We start from the raw sequence: 16,443 nt of genomic DNA, 5'->3' as shown, positions 1-16,443 counted from the left end.
GGTGGCGGCCCAGCCCTGTTCAGGGTCACAGGCCGTCCGGAATTACTCGAACCAGTGCTTGCGGGCTTCCATGATCAGCGCCGCGGCGCGTTCCTGGTCGATGCCCTCGATATCAGTGAGCTCGTCGGTGGCCATGTCCGCCAGGTCGTCGCGGGTGACCACGCCACGGGCGGCCAGGGCGTAGGCGGTGGCCTCGTCCATGCCTTCCAGCGAGAGCAGGTCGGCGGCCGGCTGATGCTCCTCCAGTTGCTCCTCGGCGGCCAGCGCGTCGTTGAGCAGCGCGTCGCGGGCACGCGAACGCAGCTCTTCGACGATGTCCTCGTCGAAGCCCTCGACGGCCAGCAGCTCTCCCACCGGCACGTAGGCAATTTCCTCGACCGTGTTGAAGCCCTCAGACACCAAGATGCCGGCGATTTCCTCATCGACTTCCAGCTTGTCCATGAACAGCTGGCGGGCGGCGGCCTGCTCGGCCTCGCTCTTGGCCTGCACCTGGTCGGCGGTCATCACGTTGAGCTGCCAGCCGGTCAAGCGGCTCGCCAGGCGCACGTTCTGGCCGCCCTTGCCGATCGCCTGGGCGAGGCGCTCTTCCGCCACGGCCAGGTCCATCGAGTGCTTTTCCTCGTCGACGATGATCGACTGGACCTCGGCAGGCGCCATCGCATTGATCACGAACTGCGCCGGATTGTCGGACCACAGCACGATATCCACGCGCTCGCCGTTGAGCTCGTTGCTCACCGCCTGCACGCGCGAGCCGCGCATGCCGATGCACGCGCCGATCGGATCGGTGCGATTGTCGTGGGCCAGGACAGCGATCTTGGCGCGGTCACCCGGGTCGCGCGCACAGGCCTTGATGGACACCAGGCCCTGGCCCACTTCCGGGACCTCGAGCTTGAACAGTTCCATCATGAACTCCGGCGCCGCGCGGCTGATGAACAGCTGCGGGCCACGCGGCTCGGTACGCACGTCGAACAGGTAGCCGCGGATGCGGTCGCCGGTGCGGACCACGTCGCGCGGAATGCCCTTGTCCTTCGGAATGATGGCCTCGGCGTTGCCGCCCAGGTCCACGTAGATGTTGCCGCGCTCCACGCGCTTGACCACACCGGTGACCAGCTCACCCAGGCGATCCTTCCAGGCGTCCACGACCTGCTGGCGCTCGGCCTCGCGCACGCGCTGCACGATCACCTGCTTGGCGGCCTGCGCGGCGATGCGACCGAACTCCGGATTCTCGATCTGCTCCTCGATGTAATCGCCTACCTCGACGCCTTCGACTTCGTCGATGGCGTCCATTAGGCGGATCTGGCGGTCGACCGAGTCCATGACCACGTCATCGGCCACGACTTCCATTCGGCGGAAGGTCTCGTAGCTACCGTCCTTCTGGTCGATCTTGACGCGCACCAGCACGTCCTCGTCCTGGTAGCGCTTCTTGGCAGCCGACGCCAGCGCGGCCTCGATGGCCTCGAAGATCACTTCGCGCGGCACGCCCTTCTCATTGGCGACCGCGTCAACGACCAGCAACAGTTCCTTGCTCATCTCTGGTTACTCCGCACGGGACGGCTTGTCGGCCGCCGGCTTCTTGGTGGATTTGTTGGATTTGCTCTTGCCCGGGCGCGCATCGCGGCCGGACTTGTCTTTTGCCGGCGCCATGCCCAGGGCCACCCAATCGGGGACCAGGCGCGCCTTCTCAATGTTGTCGACCGACACGACAAACGGCGTGCCGTCGATGCTGAACGTGACCGTGTCACCTTCCACGGCATCGATCCGGCCTTGCAGGCGCCGGCGGCCGTCTTGCGGCAGCTTGAGCGTCACCTTGGCCGACCCACCCGCGAAGCGCGCGAAATGCGCAGCGCTGAACAGCGGGCGATCAATGCCCGGAGAGGAGACCTCGAGCGTGTAATTGCCGCTGATCGGGTCCTCGACGTCGAGCTGTGCCGACACCTCGCGGCTGACGGCCTCGCACTCGTCGATGCCGACCATGCGCGGCTCGCCATCCTCGCCCGGCTCGGTGCCTTCCGGCATGTCGATGTACAGGCGCAGCGTGGCCCCGCCCGGCGACGGAAGGTACTCCACGCCCAACAGTTCGACGCCCAGCGACGCCACCGTCGGGGCCAGCAGATTGGAAATTTCGGTCGCCTTGTCCGTCACGCGTACGAGCTCCTGCGATGTTGACTTGCGAGTGGCTACTGCAAATCCAGCGGTCTACGAAAAAGCTTTTTGCCCCAAACGCAACAAGGGGCCCGATGGGCCCCTTGTCCGGTACAACTGGATGTCGGCGTGACGCGTGAGCAGTGCGCGTCACCAAGCCCAAGCACCCAAGCCGTGAAGCCACCCCGAGAGGCCCTGCTTCGAGGCACCGATCCAACCGGCGCCGCGACTAGAATGTGGTAGCGGGGGCAGGATTTGAACCTGCGACCTTCGGGTTATGAGCCCGACGAGCTGCCAGACTGCTCCACCCCGCATCAGACGAACAATGTTACAGGGGGTTATCAGTTACCGCAACCCCCGTTCATGAATTTTCTTACACCGCGAACGCGGCCTGGCACCACGCCATGATCGGATTCCACGCGAAACCCAGCGCCAGCAGCGCGAGCGCATTGACGCCGAACGCAATGTGCAGCGGGCGGTTGTCGCGGATTTCCGGGGCATTGCCTTCCGGCTCGTCGAAGTACATCGCCTTGACCACCCGCAGGTAGTAGAACGCGCCCACCACGGCAAACACCACGCCGACGATGGCCAGCCACAGCATGCCGCCTTCGATGGCAGCGCGCAGCACGGCCAGCTTGGCCCAGAAGCCCAGGAACGGCGGCACGCCGGCCAGCGAGGCCATGACGCACAGGACCAGGCCGGCGAGCCACGGGTTGCGCGCGTTCAGACCCTTGTAGTCTTCGATGCGATCGGCCTCGAACCCCTGGCGCGACATCACCACGATGGCGCCGAACGCCGCGGCCGACATGATCGCGTAGCTGATGGCGTAGAACATCGCCGACGCATAGCCCTGGGAACCGCCACCGGCAAAGCCGATAAACAGGAAACCGACGTGCGACACGGTCGAATAGGCCAACAGCCGCTTGAGGTTGGACTGCACCAGCGCGCTGAGGTTGCCGATGGCCAGCGACAGCACGGCCAGACCCGCGAGCATCAGGCGCCAATGACTGTCCAGCGGCCCCATGCCCGACTCGAGCAGCCGGTAGGTCATACCGAATGCGGCCAGCTTCGGCGCGGAGCCGATGAACAGCGTGATCGGGGTCGGCGCGCCGTGATACACGTCGGGCAGCCACATGTGGAACGGCGCCGCGCCGAACTTGAAGGCGATGCCTGTGACCACGAACACCAGGCCCGTAACCAGCATCAGCGATGCACTGCCGTCGGCGACGGCGGAAATCGCGTGCAGATCCAGCGACCCGGTTGCGCCATAGACCAGCGACATGCCGTACAGCAGCAGGCCCGAGGCCAGCGCACCCAGCACGAAGTACTTGATGCCGGCTTCAGACGCCAGCGGGCTGTCGCGGTCGGTCACCACCAGCGCGTAGGAGCACAGCGCCAGCATTTCCAGGCCCACGTACACCATCACCAGCGTCGCCGACGAGACCATCAGCATCATGCCGAGCGCCGCGAACAGCATCAGTACGGTGACTTCACCCTTGTACAGACCGCGCTCGCGCAGGAACGGCCACGCATAGACCATCGCCAACGCACTCACCAGCGCGATGCCGATCTTCAGCACGTCCGCAGCGGTGTCGCGGACGAACATGCCGCTCAGGATCGTGCCGTGCCCGCCCACGCCGGCAGCGACCATGGCCGCCACCGCCAGCAGCAGCGCCACACCGAGCAGGTGGGTCACCACGCGGCGGCGCTCGGGCAGGAACAGGTCCAGCATCAGCAGCGCGAACGCACCGCCCACCAGCACCAGCTCCGGCAGGAGTGGCGCCAGTTCGGCGGCGGAACGTACCGCCACCAGGGGCTGGTCGTTGGTAACAGTCACAGGCAGGGTCATCGTCAGCCCTTCTTTAAAGCTTGGTCGAGGCGATCTGGGTGGCGAGCTGCGCGATCGCCGGCTCCATCAGATCGGTCAGCGGCTTGGGATACACGCCCAGCAGCAGCACGCCGGCGGCGAACACACCCAGCACGAACGCTTCGCGGGCATTGATGTCCTCCAGCTCGGCCACGTGCTTGTTGCCCACGTCGCCCCACAGGATGCGCTTGGTCAGCCACAGGGTGTAACCGGCGCCGATGATCAGCGTGGTCGCCGCGGTAAAGGCGATCAGCGGATGCTTCTGGAAGCTGGCCAGGATCACCATGAACTCGCCCACGAAACCCGACGTGCCCGGCAGGCCGGAGTTGGCCATCGCGAACAGCACGTAGAACACCGCGAACCACGGCATCACGTTGGCGACGCCGCCGTAGTCCTTGATCATGCGACTGTGCATGCGGTCGTACAGCACGCCCACGCTGGTAAACATGGCGGCCGAGATGAAGCCGTGGCTGATCATCTGCACCATCGCGCCCTGCATGCCGAGGCGGGCGGCGTCGGTATTGCCGAAGTCGCGCACCAGGCCGAAGGCGATGAACGTGCCCAGGGTAACGAAGCCCATGTGCGAGACCGACGAATAGGCAATCAGCTTCTTCATGTCGTCCTGCACCAGGGCGACGAGGCCGACATAGACTACCGCGATCAGGCTCAGCGCGATCACCAGCCATGCCCACTCGTGTCCGGCATCCGGAACGATCGGCAGGGTGAAGCGGATGAAGCCGTAGCCACCGATCTTCAGCATGATCGCGGCCAGGATCACCGAACCGGCGGTCGGCGCTTCCACGTGCGCGTCCGGCAACCAGGTGTGCACCGGGAACATCGGCACCTTCACCGCGAACGCGATCAGGAAGCCGAAGAACAGCCACATCTGCTCAGTCGCGTTGAGCGGCAGGTTGTACATGTCGGCCAGCTGCCAGCTGCCGCCCTTCAGGTACAGGTACACCAGCCCGATCAGCATGAAGACCGAACCGAGGAAGGTGTACAGGAAGAACTTCACCGACGCGTACACGCGGCGCGGACCGCCCCACACGCCGATGATGATGAACATCGGGATGAGCATGCCTTCGAAGAAGACATAGAACAGCATCGCGTCCAGCGCCGAGAACACGCCGATCATCAGGCCTTCGAGGATCAGGAACGCCGCGTAGTACTGGCTGACACGCTTGTCGATCGACGTCCACGCGCTGATCAGCACCAGCAGTGAGGTCAGCGTGGTCAGGCCGATCAGCGCCACCGAGATACCGTCGGCGCCCAGGGAGTACTGGATGTTGTAGGCCGGGATCCAAGCGCGACTCTCGACAAACTGCATGGCCGGGCTGGCCATGTCGAAGCCGGTGAACAACGGGAAGCTCAGCAGCAGCGCCGCCGCGGCGACCGCGGTGGCGAACCAGCGCGCGGCATTGGCGCGCTCGTTGCCGAAGAACAGGGTGGCGGCGCCGCCGATGATCGGCAGCCAGATCAGGAGGCTGAGCAAGGGGAAGGAACTCTGCAAGGGCTCGGGGCTCACGTCTCGGTCCTTGTCGTCAGTGCCAGGAACGGATGAGCAGGGCCAAGAGCACAATCAGGCCGAGGATCATCGCGAAGGCGTAGTGGTAGAGGTAACCGGACTGGACACGGCGGACCAGACGGGCGGTGAAGTCGACGAGGCTGGCGCTGCCATTGACCGCGGCGCCGTCGATGACGCGCGAGTCGATGATCCGCGACAGCTTGCCCAGCGCGATACCGCCCCCGGCAAAGCCGTTGATCCACAGCGCGTCCATGCCGTACTTGTTCTCCAGGATGCGGATCGGCAGCTTCAGCGCGTGCGCCACCTTGCCCGGCAGTTCCGGCTTGAGCAGGTACATGAAGGTCGCCAACGCGAAGCCCGCGAAAGCCAGCCAGAACGCCGGCGCCTTGAAGCCGTGCAGCGCGAACGCCACCGGGCCGTGCCACAGCTCCTGCTTGAGCGCGAGCACCGTGTCGCGGGCCGCCGTCAGGTCAATGGCGCCCAGGAAGAACGGCAACTGCTCGTGGTGACCGGTCCAGTCGGTACCGAACAGCATCGGGCCGACGGTGAAGAAACCTATCAGGATCGACGGGATCGCCAGCAGCACCAGCGGCAGCGTCACCACCCACGGCGACTCGTGCGGCGCGTGGCCATGGCCGTGACCATGGTCGTCGTGGCCGTGCGCGTCATGGCCGTGGCCGTTCGCATCGTGCTCATGCGAGAACGCGGCGGCGTGCTCGTCACTGTCGGCTTCCGGCGCGACGTAGTCCGCCGGCGGCGCGGCGTGGAAGCGCTCCTTGCCGTGGAACGTCAGGTACAGCAGGCGGAAGCTGTAGAACGAGGTCACGAACGCGCCCAGCAGCACCGCCCAGTAGGCGTACTGCCCGACCCAGCCACGGTGCTCGGACACGTGCTTGGCGGCCTCGATGATGGTGTCCTTCGAGTAGAAGCCACTGAAGAACGGCGTCCCGACCAGCGCCAGGGTACCGATGACCATGGTGATGTAAGTGATCGGCATGTACTTGCGCAGGCCGCCCATGCGGCGCATGTCCTGCTCGTGGTGCATGCCGATGATCACCGAGCCCGCGCCCAGGAACAGCAGCGCCTTGAAGAAGGCATGGGTCATCAGGTGGAACACGCCAGCGCTGTAGGCCGAGGCACCGAGCGCCACGGTCATGTAGCCCAGCTGCGACAGGGTCGAGTACGCGACCACGCGCTTGATGTCGTTCTGCACGATGCCGATCAGGCCGGTCCAGAACGCGGTGGTGGCACCGATGAACAGGATGAACTGCAGCGCGGTCTCGGACATCTCGAACAGCGGCGACATGCGCGCCACCATGAAGATGCCCGCGGTAACCATGGTCGCGGCGTGGATCAGCGCCGAGATCGGGGTCGGGCCTTCCATCGAGTCCGGCAGCCACACATGCAAGGGCACCTGGGCCGACTTGCCCATCGCGCCGATGAACAGGCAGATGCAGATCAGGGTGGCGACTGACCACTCGTGCCCGTCGAAGATCGCGATGGTCGCGCCTTCGATGGTCGGGGCGTTGGCGAACACGGTGCCGTAGTCCAGCGAGCCGAACATCAGCACCACACCGGCGATACCGAGCAGGAAGCCGAAGTCACCCACGCGGTTGACCAGGAACGCCTTCAGGTTGGCGAACACCGCGGTCGGCTTCTTGAACCAGAAGCCGATCAGCAGGTACGACACCAGACCCACCGCTTCCCAGCCGAAGAACAGCTGCAGGAAGTTGTTGCTCATGACCAGCATGAGCATCGAGAAGGTGAACAGAGAGATGTAGCTGAAGAAGCGCTGGTAGCCCGGATCTTCGTGCATGTAGCCGATGGTGTAGATGTGCACCAGCAGCGACACGAAGGTGACCACCACCATCATCATGGCGGTGAGCTTGTCGACCATGAAGCCGACGTGCGCCTCGAACCCACCCACCTGGAACCAGGTGTAGAGGTTCTCGTTGAACGGTGCCGCGCCCTGCCCCACCAGCTGCCACAGCACGTAGCCCGACAGCGCGCAGCTGACCGCCACGCCGAGGATGGTGATGCTGTGCGCGCCGGCGCGACCCACCTGCCGTCCGAACAGGCCGGCGATGATCGAGCCCAGCAGCGGTGCCAGCACGATGGCCAGCAGCACCGACTTGGAAATTGCGAACTCCATGCCCGGCATCGGATCAGCCCTTCATCGAATCGATTTCGGCGACGTTGATCGTGCGCCGGTTGCGGAACAGCGTGACGAGGATCGCCAGGCCGATGGCGGCCTCGGCGGCGGCCACGGTGAGGATGAAGAACACGAACACCTGGCCGGCCTCGTCGCCGAGCTGGCGCGCGAACGTCACGAAGTTGATGTTGACCGCCAGGAGCAGCAGCTCCAGGCACATCAGCAGCACGATCACGTTCTTGCGGTTGAGGAAGATGCCCGCGATGGCGATGCAGAACAGCGCGGCGCCCAGCGCGAGGAAGTGGCCCGGGGTCAGCCCGGAAGCAAGCAGGTTCACGACTTCACCTCCTCGGCGGCGGCTTCAGTGGCCTCGAGCACGGCCGGCTTGGACGCGTCCATCTTCACCATGCGCAGGCGGTCGCCAGCACGCACGCGGGCTTGGGCACCGGGGTTCTGGTGCTTGGCACCGGGACGGCGGCGCAGGGTCAGCATCACGGCCGCGATGACCGCGACGGTCAGGATCACCGCCGCCACTTCGAACGGCAGCAGGAAGCGGGTGAACAGCGCGCGGGCCAGCCACGCGGTGTTCGACACGCCGGCCATGTCGGCGGCGTCCGGCGTCAGCGGGATGGCGGTCTGCGCCTTCACGCCGATGAGGATCAGGATCTCCACCAGCATCGCCGCGGCGACCAGCAGGCCGACAGGCAGGTAGCGTACGTAACCCTCACGCAGCGGCTCGGCATCGACGTCGAGCATCATCACCACGAACAGGAACAGCACCATCACCGCGCCGACGTAGACCAGCACCAGCGCGACGCCGAGGAACTCGGCACCGGCGATCAGCCACACGCAGGCCACGGAGAAGAAAGTCAGCACCAGCGACAGCGCCGCGTGCACGGTGTTCTTCATGCTGATCACGGCCACGGCCGAGGCCACCGCCGTGAGGGCGAACACGAAGAAGGCAATCGTTGCGAAATCCATGGCGGGCCCTCAGCGGAACGGCGCGTCGGAAGCGCGGCGCTCGGCGATTTCCGCTTCGAGGCGGTCACCAATGGCCAGCAACTTCGGCTTGGTCAGGATGTTCTGGCCGCGCTGCTCGAAGTGGTACTCGTGCACGTGGGTCTCGACGATCGAGTCCACCGGGCACGACTCCTCGCAGAAGCCGCAGAAGATGCACTTGAACAGGTCGATCTCGTAGCGGGTGGTGCGGCGGGTGCCGTCCTCGCGCTTTTCCGAGTCGATGGTGATGGCCAGCGCCGGGCACACGGCCTCGCACAGCTTGCACGCGATGCAGCGCTCTTCCCCATTGGGGTAGCGGCGCAACGCATGCACGCCGCGGAAGCGCGGCGACTGCGGCGTCTTCTCCATCGGGTACATGAGCGTGTACTTCGGGCGGAACAGGTACTTCAGCGTCAGCCAAAGGCCCTGCGACAGCTCGATCAGCAGCAGGCTCTTGAAGTAGGAAACGATGCGATTCATGCCTGTGTCTGCCTCACTGCCCCGGCTCAAAGACGCGGAAGTACGCCATCAGCGCCACCACCACGATCCACGCGATGGTGATCGGGATGAACACCTTCCAGCCCAGCCGCATGATCTGGTCATAGCGGTAGCGCGGGAACGAGGCGCGGAACCAGATGAAGCAGCTGGCGAAGAAGAATACCTTCGCGAACAGCCACCACCAGCCATCGACCGACAGCAGCGGGATGCCCCAGCCATGGAACGGGCTCAGCCAGCCGCCGAGGAAGAAGATCGCCGTCAGGAAGCTGATCAGGATCATGTTCGCGTATTCGGCCAGGAAGAACAGCGCGAACTGCGAACCCGAGTACTCGACCATGTGGCCGGCCACGATCTCTGACTCGCCTTCCACCACGTCGAACGGCGCGCGGTTGGTCTCGGCCACGCCGGAGATGAAGTAGATCACGAACAGCGGCAGCAGCGGCAGCCAGAACCACTCGAGGAAGCCGGCGTGACCCGCCTGCGCCATCACGATCTCGGACAGGTTGAGGCTGCCGGCGGCGACCATCACGCCGACCAGCGCGAAGCCCATCGCGATCTCGTAGGAGATCATCTGCGCCGAGGCGCGCATCGCACCGAGGAACGCGTACTTGGAGTTGGAGGCCCAGCCGGCGAGGATCACGCCGTACACACCCATCGAGGTCATCGCCAGCAGGTACAGCAGGCCCGCGTTGGCGTTGGACAGCACCAGCTTGGTGTCGAACGGGATCACCGCCCACGCGGCCAGTGCCGGCACCATCGCCAGCATCGGCGCCAGGACGTACAGCGCCGGCGACGCGTTGGTCGGGCGGATGACTTCCTTGAACAGCAGCTTGAAGACGTCGGCGAAGGCCTGGAGGATGCCCATGCCCACGTACATCGGCCCGTGGCGGACGTGCATCCAACCGATGAGCTTGCGCTCCCAGACGACGTAGAACGCCACGGCGATGATCACCGGCATGGCGACCAGCAGGATCTTCAGCACGATCCAGGCCGCGATGCCAACGGCACCGAACGACTCGAAGAACGCGCGAATCGGGTCAATCAAGGTCTCGAGCATGAATCAGGCCCTCCCCGCCTGAGCGCGGCCGGCGCCCATCGGCGCGGTCGCACCGTGGCCGCTTTCCACCCACACCGTGCCGCGGGCGACCTTGTCGCTCACCGCGATCGGCAATGCGGCCGTGCCCTGCCCGGCCTGGAACTTGGCCATCGCGCCATCGGCGAAGCCGAGCGCAGCGGCGTCTTCCGGATGCAACGTGGCACGCGGTTCGACATTGAGTGGGTGCGACTGCAGCGCGGGTGCGCGGCGGACCACTGCGTCGCTGCGGTAGATGGCGATGCTGGAGGCAATCTCCAGGCCCTCGCCCGCCACCAACGGCGCCTTGCCGGCCGCAACGGTGACTTCCTGGCGCTGCAGACCGGCACGCAGGCCGGCCAGGTCGGTGAACTCGAAGCCTTCAGCCGCCAGTTCGCCGCCCAGTGCGCGCAGCACGCGCCAGCCGGCACGCGCTTCGCCCGGCAGCTTGCCGCCAGCCACGGCCACCTGATCGCGGCCGTCCAGGTTGGTCAGCGTGGCGTCCACTTCCGGCAGCAGGCCGATCGGCAGGATCACGTCGGCGACGGCACGGGTGGAGCGGCACGCGAAGTGGCTGAACGCCACGACCTGCGCGCCATTGAGCGCCTTCATCGCGGTCGCGGTGTCGGCGAAATCCATGCCCGGCTCGATGCCGTAGATGACGTAGGCAGAACGCGCGTCGGCCAGCATGCCCTGCGCATCACGCGCGGTGGGCAGCACGCCGTAGTCGGCCAGGCCGACGGCGTTCGCGCCCTGCGGGATGCGGCAGACGGCGGTGTTGGTGGCGGCGCCAAGTGCAGCCACGGCCTTGCGGATGGCGGCGGCGTACGGGCCGTTCTCGGCCAGCGCACCGACGATCACCACGGCGTGGTTGGCGGCCTTCGCGGCCTCCACCAGACCGGCCTCGGACAACGCGTCCGCCAGCTTGGACGGCGCGACGATCTGCTTGCCGGCGATGTCGAAGGTGAAGTCGAAATCGACCGGATTGACCACGTGCACCTTCGCGCCCTTGCGCGAGGCTTTGCGCACGCGCTGGTGCACCAGCGGCAGCTCGTGGCGCAGGTTGGAACCCACGATCACGACCAGATCTGCCGACTCAATGTCCGCCACCGGCATGCCGAAGATGTCGGCGGTCGCGGCGTCGCTCAGGTCGTTCTGGCTGATGCGGTGGTCGAGGTTGCCGGTGCCCAGCGCTTTGGCCAGGCGGGCCAGCAGCGCGCCTTCCTCGTTGGAGGTGGCCGGGTGCGCCAGGATGCCGAGGTTGTCGCCGCCGTTGTTGCGCAGGATGTGCGCGGCCTTGGCCAGCGCCTCGTCCCACGAGGCCTCACGCCAGTCATCGCCATCCTTGACCAGCGGCTGCTTGGCGCGGTCGGCGGCGTACAGGCCCTGGTGCGAATAACGGTCGCGGTCCGACAGCCAGCACTCGTTGACCGCTTCGTTGTCGCGCGGCACGGTGCGCAGCACTTCGCCGCGACGCACGTGGTGGAACAGGTTGCTGCCCAGCGCGTCGTGGTAGCCGAGCGACTCGCGCGCGGTCAGTTCCCACGGGCGGGCCTTGAACTGGAACACCTTGTTGGTCAGCGCGCCGACCGGGCACACGTCGATAACGTTGCCCGACAGCTCGGTGGTCAGCGGCTTGCCGTCAAAGGTGCCGATCTGCAGGTTCTCGCCGCGGTACATGCCGCCCAGCTCGTAGGTGCCGGCGACTTCCGCGGTGAAGCGCACGCAGCGCGTGCACTGGATGCAGCGGGTCATCTCGGTGGCGACCAGCGGCCCCATGTCCTCGTCGGGCACCGAACGCTTGCGCTCGGAGAAACGGCTGACCGAGCGACCGTAGCCCATCGACAGGTCCTGCAACTCGCACTCGCCGCCCTGATCACAGACCGGGCAATCCAGCGGGTGGTTGATCAGCAGGAATTCCATGACGTTGCGCTGCGACTTGAGCGACTTCTCGCTGCGCGTGACGACCTTCATGCCTTCCATCACCGGCGTGGCGCAGGCCGGTGCTGGCTTCGGCATCTTCTCGACCTCGACCAGGCACATGCGGCAGTTGGCCGCCACGCTCAGCTTGTCGTGGTAGCAGAAACGCGGGATCGGAATGCCGGCCTTGTCGGCGGCATGGATGATCATCGAGCCCTTGGGCGCGGTCATCGCCACGCCGTCGATCTCGATCGATACGTGATCCGGCGGAACGTTTGGATTGGCGGGCTGTGCGCTCATGCGGCTACCTTTTCCACGACGGTGCCGGCGCGCTGGTCATCGACCAGGAAGCGCTTGTTCACGATCGCGTATTCGAACTCGTCCCAGAAGTGGTGCAGCATGCCCTGCACCGGCCACGCGGCGGCTTCGCCGAACGCGCAGATGGTGTGGCCTTCGATCTGGCCCGCGGCGGCGCGCAGCATCTGCAGGTCTTCCAGCGTCGCGGTCTTGTCGACGATGCGGGTCAGCATGCGGTACATCCAGCCGGTGCCTTCGCGGCACGGCGTGCACTGGCCGCAGCTCTCCTTGAAGTAGAAGCGGCTGATGCGCTGGGTGGCGCGCACCATGCAGGTGGTGTCGTCCATCACAATGACGGCGCCCGAACCCAGGCCCGAACCGGCCTTCTGGATCGAGTCGTAGTCCATGGTGCAGGCCATCATCGCGTCGGCCGGCAGCACCTTCATCGAAGAACCGCCGGGGATCACGGCCTTGAGCTTGCGGCCCGGTCGCAGCCCGCCGGCCATCGCCAGAAGGTCAGCGAACGGGGTGCCCAGGCGGATCTCGTAATTGCCCGGCTTGGTGACGTGGCCGCTGACCGAGAAGATCTTCGGGCCGCCGTTGTTCGGCTTGCCGAGGTTGAGGAACCACTCGCCGCCATTGCGGATGATCGCCGGCACCGAGGCATAGGTCTCGGTGTTGTTGATCGTGGTCGGCTTGCCGTACAGGCCGAAGTTGGCCGGGAACGGCGGCTTGTAGCGCGGCTGGCCCTTCTTGCCTTCCAGCGACTCCATCAGCGCGGTCTCTTCGCCGCAGATGTAGGCGCCGGCACCGAGCGCGCCGTAGATGTCCACGTCCACGCCACTGTCGAGCACGTTCTTGCCCAGCCAGCCGTTCTCGTAGGCTTCCTTCAGCGCCTGCTCGAAATGCTCGAACGGCTCATGGTGGAACTCACCACGCAGGTAGTTGTAGGCGACCGTCGAACCCGTCGCGTAGCAGGCGATGGCCAGGCCTTCGACCACGGCATGGGGGTTGTAGCGCAGGATGTCGCGGTCCTTGGCAGTACCCGGCTCGGACTCGTCGGAGTTGCACAGGATGTACTTCTGCCCCGGGCCCTTGGGCATGAAGCTCCACTTCAGGCCGGTCGGGAAGCCTGCGCCACCGCGACCGCGCAGGCCGGATTGCTTGACCATCTCGACGACGGCGGCCGGATCCATCTTTTCGGTCAGGATCTTGCGCCAGGCGGCATAGCCACCGGTCTTGAGGTAGTTCTCGTACGACCACGGGGTGTCGTAGTGCAGCGTCGTATAGACGACGTTGTGCTCCTGCGGGGCCGGGCCGACCGGGCCGTAGCCCTTGGAGTAGTCGTGGTGCGAGTGCGCCATCTGTCCGTGCCTCACTTCAGCCCGTCGAGCAGCTCGTCCACCTTCGCGGTGTCCAGCTTCTCGTGGTAATGACCGTTGATGACGACCACCGGCGCGCCACAGCACGCGGCCACGCACTCTTCCTCACGCTTGAGGTAGACGCGGCCGTCGGCGGTGGACTCGCCCAGCTTGCAGCCCAGCTTCTGCTCGGCGTGCTTGACCAGGTCCTCGGCGCCGTTGAGCCAGCAACTGATGTTGGTGCAGAAGGCGACGTTGTTGCGGCCGACCTTCTGCGTCTCGAACATCGAGTAGAAGCTCGCAACTTCGTACGCCCACACCGGCGGCAGGTCGAGGTACTTGGCTACGGCGGCGATCAGCTCGTCGCTCAGCCAGCCGTCGTTCTGCTCCTGCGCGGCATGCAGACCCTGCAGCACCGCCGAACGCTTGCGGTCCGGCGGGAACTTGGTCAGCCAGTGGTCGATGTGCGCACGGGTCTTGTCGGACAGCACGACCATCGGGTCGACGTTCTGACAGGCCTCGAAATTTCCAGTCGCCTTCATTGATTCAGATCCTCAACGGCCGCCGCGATCAGCGGTCGACCTCGCCGAACACGAGATCGTAGGTACCGATCATCGCCACGACGTCGGCCAGCATGTGGCCCTTCACGATTTCGTCCATCGACGACAGGTGCGCGAAGCCCGGCGCGCGCAGCTTGACGCGGAACGGCTTGTTGGCACCGTCGGACACCAGGTAGCAGCCGAACTCGCCCTTGGGCGCTTCGACGGCGGCGTAAGTTTCGCCCGCCGGCACGCAGTAGCCCTCGGAGAACAGCTTGAAGTGGTGGATCAGGGCTTCCATGTCGTCCTTCATACCCTCGCGCGACGGCGGAGCGACCTTGAAGTTGTCGACGATGACCGGACCCGGATTGGCCTTCAGCCACTTCACGCACTGCTGGATGATGCGGTTGGACTGGCGCATCTCGGCCACGCGGACCAAGTAGCGGTCGTAGCAGTCGCCGTTGACACCGACCGGGATGTCGAAATCCATCTCGGCGTACTTGGCGTACGGCTGCTTCTTGCGCAGGTCCCACGCAATGCCCGAGCCGCGGATCATCGCGCCGGTCATGCCCCACGCCAGCGCCTGCTCCGGCGACACCACGCCGATGCCGACGGTGCGCTGCTTCCAGATGCGGTTGTCGGTCAGCAGCGTCTCGTATTCATCGACGCGCGCCGGGAAGTCCTGGGTGAAGCGCTCCAGGTAATCCAGCAGCGAACCTTCACGCCACTCGTTGAAGCGCTTGAGCTTCTGGCCCTTGCGCCACGGCGACTCCTTGTACTTCGGCATGCGGTCCGGCAGGTCGCGGTACACGCCGCCCGGACGGTAGTACGCGGCGTGCATGCGCGCGCCGGAGACCGCTTCGTAGCAGTCCATCAGCTCTTCGCGCTCGCGGAAGGCATACAGGAACACCGCCATCGCGCCGAGGTCGAGCGCGTTGGAGCCGATCCACATCAGGTGGTTCAGGATGCGGGTGATCTCGTCGAACATCGTGCGGATGTACTGCGCACGCTCCGGCGCCTCGATCCCCATCAGGGTCTCGATCGCACGCACGTAGGCGTGCTCGTTGCACATCATCGACACGTAGTCCAGGCGGTCCATGTAGCCGATCGACTGGTTGAACGGCTTGGACTCGGCGAGCTTCTCGGTGCCCCGGTGCAGCAGGCCCACGTGCGGGTCGGCACGCTGGATGACTTCGCCGTCCATCTCCAGGATCAAACGCAACACGCCGTGCGCGGCCGGATGCTGCGGACCGAAGTTCATCGTGTAGTTGCGGATCTCGGCGGCCTTCAGGCCCGAGGTATTCACGCTGGACGCAGGAACGCTCACTTCTTCACCTCGGCGCGCTGGGCGGCCTCGCCCACCGCGGTCTGGTAGCGCGCGTCGTCGCGGATCACGCGCGGCACGCCGACACGCGGCTCGATGGAAACGGGTTCGTAGACCACGCGTCGCTTCTCGGCGTCGTAGCGCACTTCGACATTGCCGATCAGCGGGAAGTCCTTGCGGAACGGATAGCCGACGAAACCGTAGTCGGTCAGGATGCGGCGCAGGTCCGGGTGGCCTTCGAAGATGATGCCGAACAGGTCGAACGCCTCGCGCTCGAACCAGTTGGTGCCAGCCCAAATGCCAGTCAGCGAGGCCACCACCGGCAGGTCGTCGTTTTCGGCGAAGGTGCGCAGGCGCACGCGGCGGTTGTGCTGCACCGACAGCAGGTGCGCGACCGCGGCGAAGCGGCGTTCCGGCGAGGCGGCGGCACCGTTGGGCTGCTCGCCCCACTTGAAGCGGCCGGCGCTCTTGCCTTCCACGCCACGGGAAAAGCCCTCGGAGGAGACGTCGGTGTCCCACTCGTCGGAGCCGTAGCTCAGGTAGTCGACGCCGCTGACATCCACGCACTGCTCGAAGGCGAACTCGTCGCGCAGCGCGCGCGCGGTGTCCAGCCAGGTGTCGGCGGATACGTCGATGGTCACTTCGCCGCGCGGCGTGGCGACGGTGATCGCCGCATCGGCGAAGCGCGCCTGGAGGCGCGCCACGAAGTCCATCACGGTTTCGTTGGAAGCGGAAACGCCGGCCATG

Annotated in this window: 14 protein-coding genes and 1 tRNA gene; all 15 read right to left on the bottom strand. The window is 65.8% G+C overall.

Annotated elements, in window-relative coordinates; translation table 11 throughout:
* Positions 1-42 precede the first annotated feature (42 nt).
* The 15 genes from nusA to ACYVBS_RS10260 all read right to left on the bottom strand — a co-directional run bounded on the left by nusA (position 43) and on the right by ACYVBS_RS10260 (position 16,442).
* Positions 43-1,530, bottom strand: a complete 1,488-nt coding sequence (gene nusA / locus ACYVBS_RS10330; protein WP_460823492.1) for a transcription termination factor NusA — start codon at positions 1,528-1,530, stop codon at positions 43-45.
* A 6-nt stretch (positions 1,531-1,536) separates the two neighbouring features.
* Positions 1,537-2,142 carry a ribosome maturation factor RimP gene (gene rimP, locus ACYVBS_RS10325; RefSeq protein ID WP_460823491.1) on the bottom strand — a complete coding sequence of 202 codons (606 nt, stop codon included), beginning with the start codon at positions 2,140-2,142 and terminating at the stop codon, positions 1,537-1,539.
* Between the two features lie 237 nt (positions 2,143-2,379).
* Positions 2,380-2,456, bottom strand: a tRNA-Met gene (locus ACYVBS_RS10320).
* 59 nt (positions 2,457-2,515) lie between these two features.
* On the bottom strand, positions 2,516-3,991 hold the full coding sequence (gene nuoN, locus ACYVBS_RS10315) for an NADH-quinone oxidoreductase subunit NuoN (RefSeq protein WP_460823489.1): 1,476 nt from the start codon (positions 3,989-3,991) through the stop codon (positions 2,516-2,518).
* A 13-nt stretch (positions 3,992-4,004) separates the two neighbouring features.
* The gene (locus ACYVBS_RS10310) at positions 4,005-5,519 is read right to left on the bottom strand and encodes an NADH-quinone oxidoreductase subunit M (protein WP_460823678.1); all 1,515 of its coding nucleotides are present in this window, start codon (positions 5,517-5,519) and stop codon (positions 4,005-4,007) included.
* Positions 5,520-5,550: 31 nt separating this feature from the next.
* Complete coding sequence (gene nuoL / locus ACYVBS_RS10305) at positions 5,551-7,686, bottom strand: NADH-quinone oxidoreductase subunit L (RefSeq protein WP_460823487.1); 2,136 nt, start codon at positions 7,684-7,686, stop codon at positions 5,551-5,553.
* 13 nt (positions 7,687-7,699) lie between these two features.
* On the bottom strand, positions 7,700-8,002 hold the full coding sequence (gene nuoK / locus ACYVBS_RS10300) for an NADH-quinone oxidoreductase subunit NuoK (protein ID WP_460823677.1): 303 nt from the start codon (positions 8,000-8,002) through the stop codon (positions 7,700-7,702).
* A 17-nt stretch (positions 8,003-8,019) separates the two neighbouring features.
* Positions 8,020-8,667, bottom strand: coding sequence for an NADH-quinone oxidoreductase subunit J (locus tag ACYVBS_RS10295; protein WP_460823486.1), 648 nt, complete (start codon positions 8,665-8,667; stop codon positions 8,020-8,022).
* 9 nt (positions 8,668-8,676) lie between these two features.
* Positions 8,677-9,165, bottom strand: coding sequence for an NADH-quinone oxidoreductase subunit NuoI (nuoI, locus tag ACYVBS_RS10290; protein WP_460823485.1), 489 nt, complete (start codon positions 9,163-9,165; stop codon positions 8,677-8,679).
* Positions 9,166-9,178: 13 nt separating this feature from the next.
* Complete coding sequence (nuoH, locus tag ACYVBS_RS10285; protein ID WP_460823483.1) at positions 9,179-10,240, bottom strand: NADH-quinone oxidoreductase subunit NuoH; 1,062 nt, start codon at positions 10,238-10,240, stop codon at positions 9,179-9,181.
* Between the two features lie 3 nt (positions 10,241-10,243).
* A complete protein-coding gene (gene nuoG, locus ACYVBS_RS10280; RefSeq protein ID WP_460823482.1) occupies positions 10,244-12,475 on the bottom strand; it encodes an NADH-quinone oxidoreductase subunit NuoG in 2,232 nt (743 codons plus the stop codon).
* A complete protein-coding gene (nuoF, locus tag ACYVBS_RS10275) occupies positions 12,472-13,836 on the bottom strand; it encodes an NADH-quinone oxidoreductase subunit NuoF (protein ID WP_460823481.1) in 1,365 nt (454 codons plus the stop codon). Before nuoF ends, nuoG begins: the two co-directional genes overlap by 4 nt.
* Positions 13,837-13,847: 11 nt before the next feature.
* Positions 13,848-14,375 (bottom strand): NADH-quinone oxidoreductase subunit NuoE, encoded by a 528-nt coding sequence (gene nuoE / locus ACYVBS_RS10270; RefSeq protein WP_460823479.1) that lies wholly within the window; start codon positions 14,373-14,375, stop codon positions 13,848-13,850.
* A gap of 28 nt (positions 14,376-14,403) precedes the next feature.
* Positions 14,404-15,633 carry an NADH-quinone oxidoreductase subunit D gene (locus tag ACYVBS_RS10265; RefSeq protein ID WP_460823676.1) on the bottom strand — a complete coding sequence of 410 codons (1,230 nt, stop codon included), beginning with the start codon at positions 15,631-15,633 and terminating at the stop codon, positions 14,404-14,406.
* Positions 15,634-15,695: 62 nt separating this feature from the next.
* On the bottom strand, positions 15,696-16,442 hold the full coding sequence (locus ACYVBS_RS10260) for an NADH-quinone oxidoreductase subunit C (RefSeq protein ID WP_460823477.1): 747 nt from the start codon (positions 16,440-16,442) through the stop codon (positions 15,696-15,698).
* Position 16,443: the final 1 nt, after the last annotated feature.

The organism is Lysobacter olei (assembly GCF_054777355.1).
The sequence above is the reverse complement of the archived record's forward strand: the minus strand, read 5'-3'. Positions and strand labels throughout refer to the sequence as shown.